18 protein-coding genes and 1 riboswitch are annotated in these 16,404 nt (G+C 71.6%); of the genes, 8 read left to right on the top strand and 10 right to left on the bottom strand.

Going from position 1 to position 16,404, the window contains the following annotated elements:
* Positions 1–52: 52 nt before the first annotated feature.
* The 4 genes from pknB to ACFFR3_RS15045 all read right to left on the bottom strand — a co-directional run bounded on the left by pknB (position 53) and on the right by ACFFR3_RS15045 (position 4,359).
* Complete coding sequence (gene pknB, locus ACFFR3_RS15060; protein WP_345401177.1) at positions 53–1,978, bottom strand: Stk1 family PASTA domain-containing Ser/Thr kinase; 1,926 nt, start codon at positions 1,976–1,978, stop codon at positions 53–55.
* Between the two features lie 257 nt (positions 1,979–2,235).
* Positions 2,236–2,991, bottom strand: coding sequence for a thiazole synthase (locus ACFFR3_RS15055; protein WP_379483295.1), 756 nt, complete (start codon positions 2,989–2,991; stop codon positions 2,236–2,238).
* Positions 2,984–3,184 carry a sulfur carrier protein ThiS gene (gene thiS, locus ACFFR3_RS15050; RefSeq protein ID WP_345401180.1) on the bottom strand — a complete coding sequence of 67 codons (201 nt, stop codon included), beginning with the start codon at positions 3,182–3,184 and terminating at the stop codon, positions 2,984–2,986. The genes ACFFR3_RS15055 and thiS overlap by 8 nt, the downstream gene beginning before the upstream one ends.
* On the bottom strand, positions 3,181–4,359 hold the full coding sequence (locus ACFFR3_RS15045) for an FAD-dependent oxidoreductase (protein WP_345401183.1): 1,179 nt from the start codon (positions 4,357–4,359) through the stop codon (positions 3,181–3,183). The genes thiS and ACFFR3_RS15045 overlap by 4 nt, the downstream gene beginning before the upstream one ends.
* Positions 4,350–4,466, bottom strand: a riboswitch (TPP riboswitch). It overlaps the preceding gene by 10 nt.
* Before the next feature lie 53 nt (positions 4,467–4,519).
* Between ACFFR3_RS15045 and ACFFR3_RS15040 the strand changes: the two genes are divergently transcribed.
* Genes ACFFR3_RS15040 through thiE form a run of 3 tightly spaced genes read left to right on the top strand, consistent with a single transcriptional unit; the run spans position 4,520 to position 6,719 of the window.
* Entirely contained in the window at positions 4,520–5,689 is a 1,170-nt protein-coding gene (locus ACFFR3_RS15040) for an NAD(P)/FAD-dependent oxidoreductase (protein ID WP_345401186.1), read from the top strand.
* Between the two features lie 30 nt (positions 5,690–5,719).
* Positions 5,720–6,094, top strand: coding sequence for an Rv2175c family DNA-binding protein (locus ACFFR3_RS15035; protein WP_345401189.1), 375 nt, complete (start codon positions 5,720–5,722; stop codon positions 6,092–6,094).
* Positions 6,072–6,719: a thiamine phosphate synthase gene (gene thiE, locus ACFFR3_RS15030; protein ID WP_345401192.1), complete on the top strand. Its 648-nt coding sequence runs from the start codon at positions 6,072–6,074 to the stop codon at positions 6,717–6,719. Before ACFFR3_RS15035 ends, thiE begins: the two co-directional genes overlap by 23 nt.
* 94 nt (positions 6,720–6,813) lie before the next feature.
* On the opposite strand, the gene ACFFR3_RS15025 is transcribed toward thiE, so the two are convergent.
* Positions 6,814–7,881, bottom strand: coding sequence for a polyprenyl synthetase family protein (locus ACFFR3_RS15025; RefSeq protein WP_364384928.1), 1,068 nt, complete (start codon positions 7,879–7,881; stop codon positions 6,814–6,816).
* A gap of 104 nt (positions 7,882–7,985) precedes the next feature.
* Here ACFFR3_RS15025 and metF point away from each other — a divergent pair, with 104 nt between their 5' ends.
* A complete protein-coding gene (gene metF / locus ACFFR3_RS15020) occupies positions 7,986–8,906 on the top strand; it encodes a methylenetetrahydrofolate reductase [NAD(P)H] (protein ID WP_364384925.1) in 921 nt (306 codons plus the stop codon).
* A gap of 234 nt (positions 8,907–9,140) precedes the next feature.
* Here metF and ACFFR3_RS15015 read toward each other — a convergent pair whose 3' ends face one another.
* Positions 9,141–9,593 (bottom strand): GNAT family N-acetyltransferase, encoded by a 453-nt coding sequence (locus tag ACFFR3_RS15015; RefSeq protein WP_364384991.1) that lies wholly within the window; start codon positions 9,591–9,593, stop codon positions 9,141–9,143.
* A gap of 130 nt (positions 9,594–9,723) precedes the next feature.
* The gene (locus ACFFR3_RS15010) at positions 9,724–10,200 is read right to left on the bottom strand and encodes a YbaK/EbsC family protein (RefSeq protein WP_345401198.1); all 477 of its coding nucleotides are present in this window, start codon (positions 10,198–10,200) and stop codon (positions 9,724–9,726) included.
* 99 nt (positions 10,201–10,299) lie between these two features.
* Between ACFFR3_RS15010 and ACFFR3_RS15005 the strand changes: the two genes are divergently transcribed.
* Entirely contained in the window at positions 10,300–11,127 is an 828-nt protein-coding gene (locus ACFFR3_RS15005) for a L,D-transpeptidase family protein (protein WP_364384921.1), read from the top strand.
* Here ACFFR3_RS15005 and ACFFR3_RS15000 read toward each other — a convergent pair.
* Complete coding sequence (locus ACFFR3_RS15000; protein WP_345401201.1) at positions 11,124–11,684, bottom strand: hypothetical protein; 561 nt, start codon at positions 11,682–11,684, stop codon at positions 11,124–11,126. The two genes, ACFFR3_RS15005 and ACFFR3_RS15000, sit on opposite strands and share 4 nt — an antisense overlap.
* 59 nt (positions 11,685–11,743) lie before the next feature.
* Positions 11,744–12,349: a TetR/AcrR family transcriptional regulator gene (locus tag ACFFR3_RS14995; RefSeq protein ID WP_345401204.1), complete on the bottom strand. Its 606-nt coding sequence runs from the start codon at positions 12,347–12,349 to the stop codon at positions 11,744–11,746.
* Between the two features lie 95 nt (positions 12,350–12,444).
* On the opposite strand from ACFFR3_RS14995, the gene ACFFR3_RS14990 reads away from it, so the two are divergent.
* From ACFFR3_RS14990 to ACFFR3_RS14980, 3 genes are all read left to right on the top strand, one after another.
* Positions 12,445–13,635, top strand: coding sequence for a cytochrome P450 (locus ACFFR3_RS14990; RefSeq protein ID WP_364365896.1), 1,191 nt, complete (start codon positions 12,445–12,447; stop codon positions 13,633–13,635).
* A 6-nt stretch (positions 13,636–13,641) separates the two neighbouring features.
* Complete coding sequence (locus ACFFR3_RS14985; protein WP_355429495.1) at positions 13,642–13,833, top strand: ferredoxin; 192 nt, start codon at positions 13,642–13,644, stop codon at positions 13,831–13,833.
* A gap of 616 nt (positions 13,834–14,449) precedes the next feature.
* Entirely contained in the window at positions 14,450–14,896 is a 447-nt protein-coding gene (locus tag ACFFR3_RS14980; protein WP_364365899.1) for an SAV_6107 family HEPN domain-containing protein, read from the top strand.
* An 832-nt stretch (positions 14,897–15,728) separates the two neighbouring features.
* On the opposite strand, the gene bldD is transcribed toward ACFFR3_RS14980, so the two are convergent.
* Positions 15,729–16,223, bottom strand: coding sequence for a transcriptional regulator BldD (gene bldD / locus ACFFR3_RS14975; protein ID WP_026214021.1), 495 nt, complete (start codon positions 16,221–16,223; stop codon positions 15,729–15,731).
* Between the last annotated feature and the right edge of the window lie 181 nt (positions 16,224–16,404).

Raw genomic sequence — 16,404 nt, 5'->3', positions numbered from 1 at the left:
CGTGGCCCGCTCATGTGCGCTGAGCGCCGATCCCCGCCGGGGGGATCGGCGGTCACTGCCAGAGGATGACCGTGCTGCCCGGCGGGCGCTCGCTGTTGGGCAGCGGCCGCTGGAACTGCACCACGCCGCCGTTGCCCAGCCGCTGCACCCGCACCCGGAACCCCAGCGCCTCCAGCTCCGACTTGGCGTCGTTGACGTTCTTGCCGATCACCCCGGGCACCATCGAGAACTGCTGGTCGTCGCGCGCCTCGTTGTCGCCCCTGAACCAGTCGAGGAACGGCGTCTGGCAGCGCGCCACCGTGATCATCGCGGGCGCGCCCTTGTCGACCTCGGACTTGGCCTTCGGGGTCTGGGCGATGACCGTGCACGGCTCGGCGTCGTCGTCGACCTCGTTGACCTGCACCTGGAAGCCCTGCGAGCTGAGGAAGCCGGCCGCCTCGTCCTTCGGCATGCCGTTGACGTCGGGCATGGTGAGCCCGGCGCTGACGAAGATGTTGACCTTCGCGCTCTTCTTGATCTTCTCGCCCACCTGCGGCGAGGTGCGGATCACCTTGTCGCGCTCGACCTGCTGGTTGGGCTGCCGCTTGACGCTGCCGACGGTCAGCCCGGCCCTGGCGATGGCGGCGCGGGCGTCGTTGCCGTTCATGCCGGTGACGTTGGGCACCACGATGCGCTCGGGGCCGAGCGAGAGCGTCAGCGTGACCGTCGAGCCCTTGTCGAGCTCGGTGTCGGCCACCGGGTCGCTGCTCAGCACCAGGCCCTCGGCCATCTTCTCGTCGTACTGGCTCTCGCCCTTGCGCACCTTCAGCCCGGCGCCGACGAGGTCCTTCTCGGCCAGCGCCAGGTCCTTGCCGACCAGGTCGGGCACCTTCACCTGCTCGGGCAGCGAGAAGTACCACCCGGTCAGGCCCACCGCGACGACCATCACCACGGCCAGGACCGCCAGGAACCAGCTCGGCCGGAGCCGGCGCTTCGCCGGCAGCTCGGTCCGCGGCTGGATCATCGTGTGGGCCGGCGCCGCCTGCGGCACCGACGGGGCCGACGCGGCGAACGGGATGGGCCCTGACGCCGGCTGCGCGTTATAGACCGCCGTGCCCATCACCGGGCCCGTGCCCGGCGGGTTGGTCATGCGCGGCAGCACGCGGTGGGCCTCCACCGCGGCCACCAGCATCGCGGTCGCGTCGGCGGGACGGTCGTGCGGCTCGCGGGCGGTCGCGCTCGCCACCAGCGTGTCGATCAGCGGCGGCACGTCGGGATAGACCGAGGACGGCGCGGGCACGGTGTCGTGGACGTGGCGGTAGGCCACCGACATCGGGGTCTCGCCGTCGTAGGGCTGCTGGCCGGTCACCAGCTCGAACAGCATGATGCCGGCGGCGTAGACGTCGCTGCGCACGTCGGCGGCGCCGGTCATCACCTGCTCGGGCGCCATGTAGCCGATCGTGCCGATCAGCACGCCGGTGCGGGTCTGGTTGGTCGCCTCGATCGCCCTGGCCAGGCCGAAGTCGACGACCTTGACCCGGCCGTCGTCGGTCATCAGGACATTCTCCGGCTTGACGTCGCGGTGCACCATGCCGGCCTGGTGGGCCGCGCCCAGGGCGGCCAGCACCGGGATGAGGATCTCCAGCGCCTCACGGGCCGGCAGCCGGCCGCGCTCGCGCAGGATGTCGCGCAGGGTGCGGCCAGGGACGTATTCCATCGACAGGTAGACGACGTCGTTGTCGGTGCCCTGGTCGAAGACGTGCACCACGTTGGGGTGCGACAGGCTGGCGACCGACTTCGCCTCGCCGATGAACCTCCTGACGAACGCCGGGTCCTCGGCGAGCGAGCGGTGCATGACCTTCAGCGCGACGGTCCGGTCGAGCCGGACGTCCAGCGCGAGGTAGACGGTCGCCATACCGCCCCGGGCGATCCGGCCCTCGATGCGGTAACGCCCATCGAGGAGCCGCCCGACCAGGGGGTCCGCAGTCGTCGTGTCCACCCCGCTGAGTTTACGGGCGTTTTGCCACCGGCATGGCCCTAGCGCCCGAAACCGATGCGGAGACGTTCTCGTCCCGTGTGTCACGGCGATGCGGCAGTGGCCCCGGCGTGTCGCCGGGGCGCATGGTGCCGTCGATGCCGCTCCCGCCGGTCGGGACCAGGGGCCGGGCCTCCGCCGCCCGGTTCTGGTCACGGCTCAGACGCCCACTCTCCGGTGGAGGCTTCGTCGGCGTCCGTTCACGAGGCCGGGCGGGCGGCTCAGGGGGTCATCGGTGAGGAGGCCTCGGCGTAGCGGCGGCGCGGGATGCGGCCCGCCTGTGCCGCCAGCCGCCCGGCCACCACCGCGCCCTTCATGGCCGCCGCCATCAGGTCGGGCCGCTGCGCCCGCGTCACGGCCGTGGCCAGCAGCACGGCGTCGCAGCCCAGCTCCATCGCCAGCGCGGCGTCACTCGCCGTACCGATGCCCGCGTCGAGGATCACCGGGACGGACGCGGCCTCCACGATCAGCTCGATGTTGTGCGGGTTGCGGATGCCGAGCCCCGAGCCGATCGGCGCGCCGAGCGGCATCACGGCCGCGCACCCGGCCTGCTCCAGCCGCCGGGCCAGCGCCGGGTCGTCCCCGATGTACGGCAGCACCACGAACCCGTCGGCCACCAGCCGCTCCGCCGCGTCGAACGTCTCGATCGGGTCGGGCAGCAGCGTGCGCTCGTCGGCGATCACTTCGAGCTTGACCCAGTTCGTGCCCAGGGCCTCCCTGGCCAGCCGGGCCGTCAGCACGGCGTCGCCCGCGGTGAAGCAGCCCGCCGTGTTGGGCAGCACCTTGATGCCGCGCGCACGCAGCACGTCGAGCACCGAACCCCGGGCCGCGGGGTCGAGCCGCCGCATCGCCACCGTGGTCAGCTCGGTGCCGGACGCCGCCAGCGCCTGGTCCAGCACCTCCAGCGAAGGGGCGCCGCCGGTGCCCATGATGAGCCGGGAGGAGAACTTCTCGCCGGCGATGATCAGCTCATCCACCTTGCACCGCCGTCAGCACCTCCACGCGGTCACGGTCGCTGAGCGCCGTCGTCTCCCAGGCGCCGCGGGTGACCACCTCGTCGTTCACGGCCACGGCCACTCCGGTGGTGGCCGTCGTCAGCGTACGCACGGCCTGCGCCACGGTGGTGCCGTCGGCCAGCTCGTGCGCGGACCCGTTGATGGTAATAATCATGAAATTTCCTGAAACCTCCCCGGCGAGCACAGGGCCGCCAGCTCGCTCTCCTCGCCCATCAGGATGGCCGCCGTCAGCGGGGCCATCAGCACCCCGCCCCGGTGGTGTCCCGTCGCGTACGTCAGCCCCGGCGTCCTGCCGGGACCGATCACCGGCAGGTTGTCGGGCGTGCCGGGACGCAGCCCCGCCACCACGTCGGCGACCTCCAGCTCGGTGACGCCGGGCACCAGCTCCCTGGCGTCGCGCAGCAGCTCGTACAGGCCGCCCGCGGTCACCCTCGTGTCGTAGCCCAGCTCCTCCTGGGTGGCGCCGACCACCAGCTCGCCGTCGCCCCGGGGGACGAGGTAGACCGGCGAGCCGTGGACGGTGCCGCGTACGCAGCGGGTGAGCAGCGGCTGCGGCGAGCGCAGGCGCATGATCTGGCCCTTGACCGGCCGCACCGGCACCTCCGCCAGCTCACCGCTCCACGCCCCGGCCGCCAGCACCACCCGCCCGGCCGCCAGCACCTCACCTCCGGCTCGTCCGCCCGTGGCGGCGAGGGGTGCGGAACCGCGGCCTTCATCGGGTACGGCGGGCGGCTCGGCGAGGCGGACACCGGTGACGGCGCCGTCCGTGCGGACCAGCTCGCTCACGCGGGCCCGCACGACATTGACGCCGCGCCGCTCCAGGGCGGCCAGCAGCGCCGCCGTCACCCGGCGCGGGTTCACCCACGCGTCGCCCGGCGCCAGCAGCCCGCCGCGCACCGACGGGGCCAGCATCGGCTCAAGCCGCCGGCACTCGCGCCCGGTCAGCCGCTCGACCGGCAGGTCCAGCTTCTCCATGAACGCGGCCAGCTCATCGAGCGCCGCCATGTCATCGGCCCCGAACGCCACGTCCAGCGTCCCCTCGGCCCGCAGATCCAGCCCGCCCACCTCTTCGGGCCCAGCGGGTGGAAGGGCGGCGTCCTCGGCCAGGGCGCTGGCGAAGGCGGGCCAGCGGCGCAGGGCCGCGACGCCCAGCCGCAGCAGCGGCGCCTCGGTGTAGGTGACCTCGCTGACCGGCGCCAGCATCCCGGCGGCCGCGTGGGAGGCCCCGGAGGCGGGTGCCGGGTCGACGACGGTGACCGGCCGCCCCTCGCGCGCCAGCCGCCAGGCCACGGACAGCCCGACGACCCCGCCGCCCACGATCACATCCATGATCCGCTCCCTTCGCCGGCATGATCCGGATCAGGTGTCTTGCGGTCGAAGGCCCGCTGCAGCCTTCCTCTCAGCCCGGTCACGGCCGGACTCCCGCGCGTCCTTCCGTCCACAGCCTACGGCCTCGGTGCCGGGTCCACGCACCGCCCCCGTTATGGTCATGACCGTGGAGCATGTCGTGGTGGTGGGAGCGGGACTGTCGGGAGTGCGCACGGTGGAGGCCCTGCGCGGGCGCGGCTATGCCGGTCGCCTGACGCTGCTGGGCCAGGAGCGCCATCGCCCCTACGACCGCCCGCCGCTGTCGAAGGCGGTGCTCAAGGGCGACGCCGACACCAGCTTCATCGACACCGACCTCGAGCGGCTCCAGGTCGACTTCCGTCCAGGGGTCGCGGCGAAGTCGCTGCGCGCGGGCGTCGTGGAGACCACCGAGGGCGAGCTCGACTACGACGGCCTGGTCATCGCGACCGGCGCCGACCCGATCAGGCTGCCGGGCGACGGCCCTCAGCACGTCCTGCGCACCCTCGACGACGCCCACGAGCTGCGCGTGATGCTCGTCCCGGGCGCGCGGGTCACGGTCATCGGCGCGGGCTGGATCGGCGCCGAGGTGGCGACGGCGGCCCGCCGCGCGGGCTGCGCGGTGACGGTCATCGAGGCCGCCCAGGCCCCGCTCGCCAGCGCGATTGGCACGGAGCTCGGCGCCCGCACGATCCCCTGGTACGACGGCATCGACCTGCGCCTCGGCACCATGGTCGAGTCGGTCGACGAGGGCGGCGTCCGCCTGGTGGGCGGCGAGTTCGTCGAGTCCCACGTCGTCGTCACCGGCATCGGCGTGCGCCCGGCCGTCGAGTGGCTGGCCGACGCCGACATCGACCTGCACAACGGCGTCGTCACCGACGAGCACCTGCGCACCTCGCTGCCCGGCGTGGTCGCGGTGGGCGACTGCGCCGCCTGGTGGTCGCGCCGCTGGGGCGCCCGCCTCAGGGTCGAGCACTGGGACACCGCGATCAACGCCCCCGAGGTCGCCGCCGCGACGCTGATGGGGGAGGAGGCGGTCTACGACCCGGTGCCGTACTTCTGGTCGGAGCAGTTCGGCCACATGCTCCAATACGCCGGCCACCACGCGTCGGGCGAGCGGATCGTGCACCGGGGCGAGCCCGAGGGCAAGTGGGCGGCCGTCTGGCTCACGGCGGACGATAGGCTTGCCGCGGTGCTGGCCGTGGACCGGCCGCGCGATCTCGTGCAGGGCCGGCGCATCATCGAGGCGGGTCACCGGCTGGACACGGAACGCCTGGTAGATCCACAAGTGGCCCTACGAGATTGTGTTGTTTGAGCAAGGACGGCATGTGGTAGTTGTGGTTTCGTGACGCTTTCTGTTGCACAGATCGACCGGGAGACCGACCAGCTCGTCGACGAGTGGCTCACCCTCCCCGAAGTGGCCTCACGCCTCGATCTCTCGATCGGGCGGGCCAAGCAACTCCTGAAGGACCACAAGCTGCTCGGCGTGCGCCGTGGCAGCGGCGGGCCACAGGTGCCCGCGGTGTTCCTCGACGGAAAGGACGTGATGAAGGGCCTGCCAGGCACGCTCACCGTGCTCCAGGACGCCGGCTACGACGACGTCGAGGCGCTGCGCTGGCTCTTCACCCCCGACGAGTCACTGCCAGGCTCGCCCATCGAGGCGATCAGGGCGGGCCGTCACACAGAGGTCAAGCGGCGTGCCCAAGCCCTCGCTTTCTGAAGCCCGCCTCTATCTCTGCACAGACGGCCGCCGCGACCGCGGCGATCTGGCGGAGTTCCTCGACGCGGTGCTGGCCGGCGGTGTGGACATCATCCAGCTGCGGGAGAAGGGCCTGGAGGCACGCGAAGAACTCGCCCTCCTCGACGTCTTCCGCGACGCCTGTGACCGGCACGGAAAACTGCTCGCTGTCAACGACCGGGCGGACATCGCTTACGCCGCCCGGCCCGACGTGCTCCACCTGGGGCAGGACGACCTTCCCTTGACTGTCGCGCGAGAGATACTCGGCGACGACGTCGTCATCGGACGGTCCACCCACTCCGCAGCCGAGGCGTCCGCCGCGGCCGTGGAGGAGGGCGTCGACTACTTCTGCTGCGGCCCGATCTGGCCGACGCCGACCAAGCCGGGCCGCCCGGCGCCTGGGCCGCCGCTGCTGCGGCACGCGGCGGCGCTCGGCACCTCGCGGCCGTGGTTCGGCATCGGCGGCATCGACCTGGGCAACCTCGACGAGGTGATGGCGTACGGCGTGAGCCGCGTGGTGGTCGTCCGCGCGATCACCGACGCCGACGACCCGGGCGCGGCCGCCGCCGAGTTCGCCAAGCGGCTGGCCGCGGGGCCGGCCCGCTGAGCCTGCGAGGCGCCCGCGCTTCCCCGCGCGGGCGCCTCCTTATCCGCGGACTCGGCTTATCCGCGGGCTCGGCTTATCCGCGGACCCGGCGGGGTCAGGTCTTGCGGGACGTCGCCGCGATCGCCAGCTCGGTCAGCGCCTCGCGCGCCTCAGGCGTGACCGGCGCCGCGTCGAGCGTGGCCAGCGCCTGGCCGAGATAGCCGGAGATGAGGTCCTCGCACTCCTGCAGCGCCCCGGTGCCCTCGATGATGCCGCGCAGCTCCGCCACACCCTCCTCGTCCAGGCCGGGGTCGCCGAGCAGCCGGCGTACGGTGGCCGCGGCGGCGGGGGAGGCGGCGGCGAGGGTGCGGGCCACGAGCATCGTGCGCTTGCCCTCGCGCAGGTCGTCACCGGCCGGCTTGCCCGTCCGCGCCGGGTCGCCGAAGACGCCCAGGATGTCGTCGCGCAGCTGGAAGGCGATGCCGACGCGCTGGCCGTAGCCGGTGCACAGCTCGTCCATCCACGGCGCCTCCTCGCGGGCGGCGAGCACCAGGCCGAGCCGCAGCGGTTGCTCCACCGAATATCTGCCGCTCTTGAACAGCGCCACGCGCAGCGCCGAGTCGAACGTGTTCTCCCCGGTGGCCTGCTCCAGCAGGTCGAGGTATTGGCCGCACATCAGCTCGCTGCGCATGTGGTCGTGGACGGGCCGGGCCGCGTCCAGCGCCTCGCGCGGCAGCCCGGACGTCCGCCACATCTCGCCCGACCAGAGCAGCAGCAGGTTGCCCAGCAGGATCGCCGCGCCCTCGCCGAACTGCCCGGACGAGCCGTGCCAGCCCGCCTCCTCGTGCATCGCCTGGAAGCGGCGGTGCGCCGACGGCATGCCCCTGCGCAGGTCGCTCTTGTCCATCACGTCGTCGTGCACCAGCGCGCTGGCCTGCAGCAGCTCAAGGGAGGCGGCGGCGGTGAAGACGGCGGGCACGTCGGTGCCCCCTGCGCCCCGCCACCCCCAGTAGCAGAACGCGGGCCGCAGCCGCTTGCCTCCCGACAGCAACGCGTCGGCGGCCGTGCGCAACGGCGCGAACTCGGGCTCGCCCCCGGCGGGGAGCTTCCGTTGGACGAACTCGGCGAGCGCGCGCTCCACCTGGGCGCGCAGGATCTCCATGCCGGCGGCGTCAGTGGTCATGCCTTGAGACTAGTGGCCGGGGGAGCGGGCTTCGATCTCGGCTTCGATCTCCAGGTGCCGCTCTGGCCGGTGCGCGCGGAGGTTGTCGGGGTAGCCTTGTCGGCATGGCTCTTGGTCGACCCTCCATCCGGCCCGATCGCGTCCCCACGGTCCGCGACATGCTGGCCTCCGGTGCCCGGTCGTTCTCGTTCGAGTTCTTCCCGCCCAAGACCGACGAGGGCGAGCGGCAGCTGTGGCGCGCGATCAGGGAGCTCGAGTCGCTGCGGCCCACGTTCGTCTCGGTGACCTACGGCGCGGGCGGCTCCACCCGCGACCGCACGGTCGACATCGTCGAGCGCATCGCCCACGACACCACCCTCACCCCGGTCGCCCACTTCACGGCCGTCAATCACTCCGTGCGCGAGCTGCGCCACCTCGTCGGCCGCTTCGCCGACGCCGGCGTGCGCAACATCCTCGCCGTACGCGGTGACCCGCCCGGCGACCCCACCGCCGACTGGGTGCCCCACCCCGAGGGCGTCGTCTACGCCGAGGACCTCGTGCGGCTGATCCGGCAGTCCGGCGACTTCTGCGTGGGCGTGGCGGCCTTCCCCTACAAGCATCCGCGCTCGCCGTCCATCGAGTCCGACACCGAATACTTCGTCCGTAAGTGCCAGGCGGGCGCCGACTACGCGATCACGCAGATGTTCTTCCAGGCCGACGACTACCTGCGGCTGCGCGACCGGGTGGCGGCCAGGGGATGTGACACGCCGATCATCCCGTGCATCATGCCGGTCACCCAGATGAGCACCATCGCCCGCTCCGAGCAGTTGTCGGGGGCGCCGTTCCCGCCCGACGTGGCGGCCCGCTTCGAGGCGGTCAAGGACGACCCGGCGGCGGTGCGGCGGCTGGGCATCGACCACGGGGTGGAGCTGTGCCAGCGGCTGCTCGACGAGGGCGCGCCCGGCATCCACTTCATCACGTTCAACCGGTCGAGCGCGTCGCGTGAGGTGTTCCAGCGGCTGGAGCTCGCGAGCCTGCCCGCGTAGAACCTGCGCCGCGTAGGGCCTGCGCCGCGTAGAGCCTGCGCCGCGTAGAAATGGCCCGCGTAGAAATGGCCCGCGTAGAAATGGCCCGCCACCCGCCCGCAGGGGGACCGGGCGGGTGACGGGCAGGGGACACTAGACGGTGGGTAAAGGGTCGGCTACTTTCTGTCATGAATGGTGCCCGTGCGTCATCGCCGGTAAACCTGGGGTCACGCCGTCTTCAGCTCGCCCGGCTGCTCAGGTCAGGGGGAGGCGGCGGCCCGCGATCGCGTATTCCTCGTGGCCGCCGGGGAAGACGAACCTGGTGAGCAGGTCCATGAAGCCCATGCCGGCGTAAAGGTGGCGGGCCGCCGTGGGCTGGTCGTGGGTCGACAGGATGGCCGTACGCTCGCGACGCCCGGCGCACAGCGTCCTGATCATCTGGCGGCCGATGCCCTTGCTCTGGTAGTCGGGGTGCACGTGGATCTCGGCCAGCTCGAAGGCGTGGCCCATCCAGGCGTGCGCGGCCTCCTGGCCGATGCGGTCGGCCAGGCCGCGGACGACGACGTCGTGCCACCACTGGCCCGGCGCACCCCTGAAACCGTAGGCGAAGCCCACGATCCGGGGTTCCGGAGCTGCCAAATCTGGGGATGAATCACGCAATTCCGCGAAATAACACTGAAAATGGGGATATGTCGCGTGATTGCGCATGATGGTCTGGCGGCCGGTGATCTGGTCGAGAGGCGGGTTCATGGCCGCCGTGTAAATGTCGATCACCGTGTCCAGCCGTTCGGTGAACTGGGCCGGACCGGCTCCGCGAAACTCGATCACCCGTCGCACACTACTCGACGTCCACCGGCGTACCCCCGGTGATCCGCACCAGCTCGTCGAACGTCGTCGGAAAGACCGTGTGCGGGTGGCCGCCGGCCGCCCACACCACCTCGTGCTTGCTCAGCCAGTTGTCCACCAGCGTCCGCACCGGAGCGGGATGCCCGACCGGGGCCACCCCGCCGATGGGCTGGCCGGTCGCCGCCCTGACGAACTCCGGCGTGGCCCGGCGTACCCGCTCGGCGCCCGCCGTACGGGCAATCAGCTCGACGTCCACGCGGTGGGCGCCGCTGGTCAGGACGAGCAGCGGCGCGCCGTCGGCGTCGAAGATCAGGCTGTTGGCGATGGCGCCCACGTCGCAACCCAGCTGGGCCGCGGCCGCCGCGGCGGTGGGGGCCTTCTCCGGCAGGACCACGATCTCGCCGTCTGCTCCGCGTTCGCGCAGCGCGGACTCGACGACGACGGCGTTCGACGGCAACTTCTCAGGCATGGGGACACTCTAAACAGATTGGCCGCCCGATTACTCCCACAAGGGTCCTGGTGTAGGGTCCCGTGATCAGTTATGTACGGAATGTGAGAGGTGGTACCTGTGGGGTTTCCACGGCTGCCCGGGGTGGCTGCCCTCCTGACGGCCGGCGCCGTCGTCGTCTCGGGGTGCGGAACGCAGATCGCGTCGCGTACGGCCGCCCCGCCCCCGAGCGGCTCCGCCGCCTCCGTCGCGCCTCCCGCGGCGGCGAAGAGCGCCCCTTCCGCCGAGCCCGAGCCCGCGGCCGAGGCGCCCCGAAAGACGTTACGGCTGGGCGCCAAGGGATCGGCGGTCAAGTGGCTGCAGAAGCGGCTGACCGAGCTCGGCTACCGGCCTGGCAAGGCCGACGGCCGCTACGGCGGCACCACGCTGGCCGCCGTGTGGGCGTTCCAGAAGGTCAACGGCATCAAGCCGACCAGCACCATCGCCCGCCGCACCTGGCAGGCGCTGGAGACGCCGAAGGCGCCGCGGGTGCTGGCCCGCAACGGCCGGCCCACCCGCGCGGAGGTCGACCTCACCAAGCAGGTCATGGTCCTGTACGTGCGCGGCAAGGTGAAGCTGATCACCCACGTGTCGTCGGGCAGCAACATCCCCTATTGCGAGACCACCACCTGGCAGGGCAGGAAGCAGCGCTTCTGCGGCTCGGCCAGCACCCCCACCGGCGACTACCGGACGACGTGGCGGGTGAGCGGGTGGCACAAGTCCTACCTCGGCCAGCTCTACAACCCCATCTTCTTCAACGGCGGCATCGCCTTCCACGGCGCGCTGTCGGTGCCCCTCCATCCCGCCTCGCACGGCTGCGTCCGCATGCCGATGAACGTCGCGGAGGAGCTGCCCGGCCTGCTCGGCAAGGGCATGCCGGTGCACGTCAGGGGCAGGTTCCGCGGCTAGCTCCGCGCCTCGGCCGCTGAGCTCTGCGGGCTCTCCTGGCCCTTCCCGGCCGCCGCCGCGCGCCTGCCGTCGGCGGCGGCCATCACCATGCCGGCGGCCTGCGCCAGCCCGCCGATCAGGATGAGGTACGCCGCGTACGACTGCCAGCCGGGCAGGCCCGCCACGAATCCGGACTGCCCGGTCAGGCCCGCCAGCGCCCTGGCCGGGTTGATCAGCGCGACGGCGAAGACCAGCGTGTACGGCAGGACCAGCACGCCCGAGACCACCAGCAGCGCCGTGCGGCCCCTGCGCGGGCGGCGCAGCAGCAGGCCGATGACCAGGTAGGCGAGCGCCACCAGCCCGGCGAGCAGCGCCGTGAGCAGGATCATCTGCCAGGCGTCCGTGCCCGTGGACGTCATGCCCGAGTCGTCGATCGTGCCGCCCTCCCACTTGGGGTCGGCGATCTGCGCCCGCACCGCCGCGCGGACGCCCAGGTGGCCGGCGCCCGCGTACGCCGCCGCCAGCACGGGGCCCAGGGCCAGCAGCACGAGCCCGGCCGGTCGCCCGATGCGCGCCATGCGCGCTCCTCTCCGCTCGTTCGGGGTTCTTGGAGACAGCCTCTCACCGGATGCCGGTGCTAGCCGAGCGCGCGCAGCCCGGCCAGCGCGATCTCGCCCGCCCGGCGTACGGTGGCCATGATCTCCTCCACGGACCGGTCCTCGTCGACGTCCGTCATCACCGCCACCATGATCGCGCCGATCAACGCGCCGACCGTCGCGCCCGCCTCGGAGAGGGTGAGCCGGTCGCGGAACGCCTCGTGCAGCGCCTTGGCCAGCGTGAGCTGGCTGTCCAGCAGCACGTGCAGCGCCCGCGCCTGAAGGGACGGCACGGTCAGCACGAGCCGCACGCGCACAGCGGCGGCGTCGAACGTGCCGGCGCCCGCGATGGCCTGCCCGATGCTGTCGTCGATGAGCTGCAGCAGCAGGTCGGCCACCGTGTCGCCGGGCCGTCTGGCCGACAGCCGTGCCAGCGCCCTTTCGAGGCGGGCGCCGGCGTCGTAGAAGAGCACGTCCTCTTTGCCGGCGAAGTAGCTGAAGAACGTGCGCGTGGACACGTCGGCCTCCGCGGCGATCTCCGCGAGCGTCGTCTCCTCGAAGCCCTTCTCCTCGAACAGGCGCATCGCCGCCTGAATCAGCGCCTGGCGCGTGCGCTGCTTCTTGCGCTCTCGCAGTCCCTCAGCCATGGCGGCACTATAGTGCACTCGGTTATTTTTTACACTCGTTGCAATTTTTCAACCTGTGAGGTTTTCTGGAGACGTAGCGAGGAAAGGAGCCGAACATGTCCGAAGTCACCCTGGTCACCGCTCGCCAGCGCCCGCTCGACCCGCCGGACGAGGTCACCGGCCTGCGACGGGACGGGGCGATCCACCGCATGAGATACGCCGACGGGCATCTAGGGTGGCTCGTCACCGGGTACGCCGCCGCTCGCGCGGTGCTCGCCCACCCCCACCTCAGCAACAACCCCGAAGGGCACCACCCGCCCATCGCCTCCACCCGGGCCGAGCTCGCCGAACGCGGCTTCAAGCTGCCGCCCGGGTTCTTCCTGCGCATGGACGCCCCCGAGCACACCCGCTATCGCAAGCTGCTGACCGGGCAGTTCACCGTGCGGCGGATGAAGACCCTCGAACCGCGCATCGCCGAGATCACCCGCGACTGCATCGACGCCATGGAGGCCAAGGGCGGGCCGGTGGACCTGGTGGAGGAGTTCGCGCTGCCGATCCCCTCGCTGGTCATCTGCGAGCTGCTCGGGGTGCCGTACGACGACAGGGAGATGTTCCAGACGGAGTCGAAGAAGCTCTTCGACATCGAGGCGTCGGCGGACGACGCGATGGCCGCACTGGGACGGGTCTGGGCGTACCTGCACGGGCTCATCCAGCAGAAGCGCGAGCGGCCGGCCGACGACCTGCTCAGCGGGCTCCTGGAGGGCGGTGAGCTGAACGACGACGAGCTCACCGGGGTCGGGGTGCTGCTGCTGATCGCCGGGCACGAGACGACCGCCAACATGCTGGGGCTCGGCACGTACGCGCTGCTGACCAGCCCCGACCAGCTCGCCGCGCTGCGCGACGACCCCTCCCTGGTGGACAACGCCGTCGAGGAGCTGCTGCGGCACCTCACGATCATCCACCTCGGGCCCACCCGGGTGGCCAGGCAGGACGTCGAGATCGACGGCGTCACGATCAAGGCGGGTGAGACCGTCACCCTCCACCTGCCCGCCGCCAACCGCGACCCCGAGCGCTTCCCCGGCGGCGACCACCTCGACATCACCCGTCCCGCCGGCGGGCACCTCACCTTCGGCCACGGCATCCACCAGTGCCTCGGCCAGCAGCTCGCCCGCGCCGAGATGCGCATCGCGTACCCGGCACTGCTGGAGCGCCTGCCTGGCCTACGCTTGGCGGTAACACCCGAGGAGGTGCCGATGCGCTCGAAAATGTCGATCTACGGGGTGCACCGCCTCCCTGTCACTTGGTAGGTCACCATGAAAATCAAGGCAGACGAATCGGTGTGCATCGGGGCGGGCATGTGCGCGCTGACGGTGCCCAAGATCTTCGACCAGAGCGAGGACGAAGGCACGGTGGTGCTGTTGCAGGACGTGCCGCCCCAGGAGCTGGAGGACGCCGTGCGCCGCGCTGTGACCCTCTGCCCGTCGGGGGCGATCTCAGTCGAGTGAGGACCGCTCTCCGGGCCGGCTGACACCGCCCTGGGACGGTCTCCAGGCGACCTCAGGGCCGTCCGGCCCCGCACCGGGGCGTTTCCAGGGCTGGCTTGACCCGTCCTGAGAGTTGCCTCCGGACAGTCCGATCCCGTCATGAGGGCCGTCCACGGCGGCCCGTCACACCGTTATGCCGCCGCCGCCGCGACCTGAGTCGCGGCGGCGGTTCGCTGTGCCGCACACCCTGCTTCCTGCGCCTTCCTGTGCCTTCCTGCGCCTTCCGCCAAGGGCTACACCTTCGCTTCAAGGTCATCGAACCTTTGTTCGCGAACCAGTTGACAACTGGGCGTGATCGAAATTATGTTCGATCTAGTGACGGTGAGGCTCGCGGCTCAACGTCACCAGGACCTGGTCGCGGGCCATCGCTTCCCCAAGCGAGCCCCGCGGCCAGGCTCCTCGGGCGAAGGGCACGTCCTCGTCGTCGGCGGAGACGAGTGGGCGTGTCCTGGCCGGACGGGGAGAGGGGAAGCTCCTCGTCCGGCCGGCCCGGCGGAAATGTCGGTGGCGTCTGCGATTGTTGTCACCACCGGCGGAGACGCCGGCGCCGCCCACGACTCCAAAGGAGGCGCGCAAGATGGCACCACGGCCTAGAGAAACGCCCGGGCCCCGGCTGTCGCCTGCGGTTCGGGCACACCTGACCGATTCTCGTTCCTGCCTGGCGGAGGCGAGCGGCGCTCGCACCCCCGCATCCCGCTACGTCGCCGCCCACCTGGCGGCCCTGCGCGCGGCCGCGGCCCTGCTGGCCGCCCGCCCCAGGCCCACGGAGGGCCGCAGGCGACGCCTGCGCAGCGCGTGGGAGCAACTGCCCGAGGCCGAGCCCGCGCTGGCCGAGTGGGCCGCCTACTTCTCGATGACCGCCGCCAAGCGGGCCGCCGCCGAGGCGGGCATGGTGCGGCGGGTCAGCCAGGCCGACGCCGACGAGATCCTCGCCGAGGCCGAGACCTTCGTCTCCACCATCGAAGACCTCCTCGGCGTCCCGGGCCAGCCACAACTGCCAGTGGACGTCCCACTGGCAGGCTGACCCCCAGTCACCCCCAGCCCCCTGGCAACCGACGCGACACGCCGCCTGCCCACCGCAGGGACTGACACCACGGTCACGGCCGAAACGCGTCCTCACCCGCCCCCGCACCTCTCACCGCGGTATTGACACGAGGTTCCGCTTCCCCGCCGCAAGGACCGACGCCACGATCGCGGGCGAACGGTTGCGGCAAACGCGCTCTGTCCCGCTCCCGCTGCCCTCACCCGCAACGGCAGGCAAACCCGCCACGGCAACCTGACGCCCTCTCCCCGCAGCGGCCACGTCCCTTCTGCCGGCCGGCGAGCCGCCGCGCCATGGCAAGCTGACTGTCCCCCACCACGGCGCGCGGGCCCTCCTCGGACGCGGCTCTGTCTGGTCGGCCGAAGTTCGGTCGGCCTCTGTGCGGGGTGCTTCCCTTCCATGTCACCGGGACGTAACCCCGGGGGCCCTGCGCCCCGCTTGCCCCTGCGGCCCGCTTGCTCCCGGAGAGTTGCCCGTTCGGCGGTCCTCTTGCCGGCGCGTCAGATGTGGGGCTGGGCGGTGCTCCGTTGCGTTCTGCGGGGGTTTGGGCGTGGGGGCTGGGTGACCGGTCACTCTGGGCTCTGCGTGGCTTTCATGACCGTTCTGGGGGCGTTTGAGTGGGGGTCTGGGTCAAGAGGGAGGCAGGTAGATGTGCTGAAGGCTCGCCGAAGAACGTTCGGCGAGCCTTCAGGTGAGCGGGTGACCTCGCAAATGTGCCACCGTGGTTCCGGGCCGGTGGGGGCCGGGGCGGCCGTCTCCTACCGCGCAGGGTGGGAGAGGGCCTGATCCGGCGTCGGCCAGGAACGACGGGTGGTTAGAACGACTCCACGGCCCGGCGGGCCTCGGCGTCGAGGACGCCCCAGCTGATCAGCTCCTCGGTCAGCTCGCTGGGCGACTTGTCGTAGATGACCGCCAGGGAGCGCAGGTCCTCCTGGCGGATCGACAGCACCTTGCCGTTGTAGTCACCGCGCTGGCTCTGGATGGTGGCGGCGTACCGGGCGAGTGCGCCGGCCTTCTCCTTCGGCAGCGTGGCGAGGCGCTCCAGGTCGATCACAAGCTTGGGCGTCGGCCCGAGCGGGCTGGGGGCGGCTCCGCCCGGCAGCAGCTCGGAGACGGGCACCCCGTAGAAGTCGGCAAGCTCGGCAAGCTTCTGCACAGTCACGGCGCGGTCGCCACGCTCGTACGACCCCACGACGACGGCTTTCCACCGGCCACGCGACTTCTCTTCGACTCCATGCAGGGACAGGCCCTGCTGGGTGCGGATGGCGCGGAGTCGTGCACCCAGCGACTTTGCGTACTCAGACGGCATGGTGTGGCCCCCCGGCTCTCGTATGTATCGCTCTCAGTAGATTGTGCTCCCTTGCGGCGTATGCCCGGGCCACCGGGGGGTCTGGTGCCAGGCTCGGCACCATCGGTAGCCATGGCCCTGGGTTTACCCCAGAACGCCGCGCGGTGTGGTTACGCACAGTGACGGTAAAGGGGTGGACGCC

Origin of the sequence: Nonomuraea salmonea, assembly GCF_042428605.1 — a bacterium.
Lineage (GTDB): Bacteria > Actinomycetota > Actinomycetes > Streptosporangiales > Streptosporangiaceae > Nonomuraea > Nonomuraea salmonea.
Note: the sequence above shows the minus strand (reverse complement) of the source record. Positions and strands in the feature narration are given on the sequence as shown.

Excerpts from the sequence above, each read along its gene's own strand:
- thiS (WP_345401180.1), bottom strand. The coding sequence starts at position 3,184 with ATGATTATTACCATCAACGGGTCCGCGCACGAGCTGGCCGACGGCACC.
- ACFFR3_RS15045 (WP_345401183.1), bottom strand. The coding sequence starts at position 4,359 with ATGGATGTGATCGTGGGCGGCGGGGTCGTCGGGCTGTCCGTGGCCTGG.
- metF (WP_364384925.1), top strand. The coding sequence starts at position 7,986 with ATGGCTCTTGGTCGACCCTCCATCCGGCCCGATCGCGTCCCCACGGTC.
- ACFFR3_RS15040 (WP_345401186.1), top strand. The coding sequence starts at position 4,520 with ATGACCGTGGAGCATGTCGTGGTGGTGGGAGCGGGACTGTCGGGAGTG.
- ACFFR3_RS14995 (WP_345401204.1), bottom strand. The coding sequence starts at position 12,349 with ATGGCTGAGGGACTGCGAGAGCGCAAGAAGCAGCGCACGCGCCAGGCG.
- ACFFR3_RS15010 (WP_345401198.1), bottom strand. The coding sequence starts at position 10,200 with ATGCCTGAGAAGTTGCCGTCGAACGCCGTCGTCGTCGAGTCCGCGCTG.
- ACFFR3_RS15015 (WP_364384991.1), bottom strand. The coding sequence starts at position 9,593 with ATGCGCAATCACGCGACATATCCCCATTTTCAGTGTTATTTCGCGGAA.
- ACFFR3_RS14985 (WP_355429495.1), top strand. The coding sequence starts at position 13,642 with ATGAAAATCAAGGCAGACGAATCGGTGTGCATCGGGGCGGGCATGTGC.
- ACFFR3_RS15025 (WP_364384928.1), bottom strand. The coding sequence starts at position 7,881 with ATGACCACTGACGCCGCCGGCATGGAGATCCTGCGCGCCCAGGTGGAG.
- bldD (WP_026214021.1), bottom strand. The coding sequence starts at position 16,223 with ATGCCGTCTGAGTACGCAAAGTCGCTGGGTGCACGACTCCGCGCCATC.
- ACFFR3_RS14980 (WP_364365899.1), top strand. The coding sequence starts at position 14,450 with ATGGCACCACGGCCTAGAGAAACGCCCGGGCCCCGGCTGTCGCCTGCG.
- ACFFR3_RS15000 (WP_345401201.1), bottom strand. The coding sequence starts at position 11,684 with ATGGCGCGCATCGGGCGACCGGCCGGGCTCGTGCTGCTGGCCCTGGGC.
- ACFFR3_RS14990 (WP_364365896.1), top strand. The coding sequence starts at position 12,445 with ATGTCCGAAGTCACCCTGGTCACCGCTCGCCAGCGCCCGCTCGACCCG.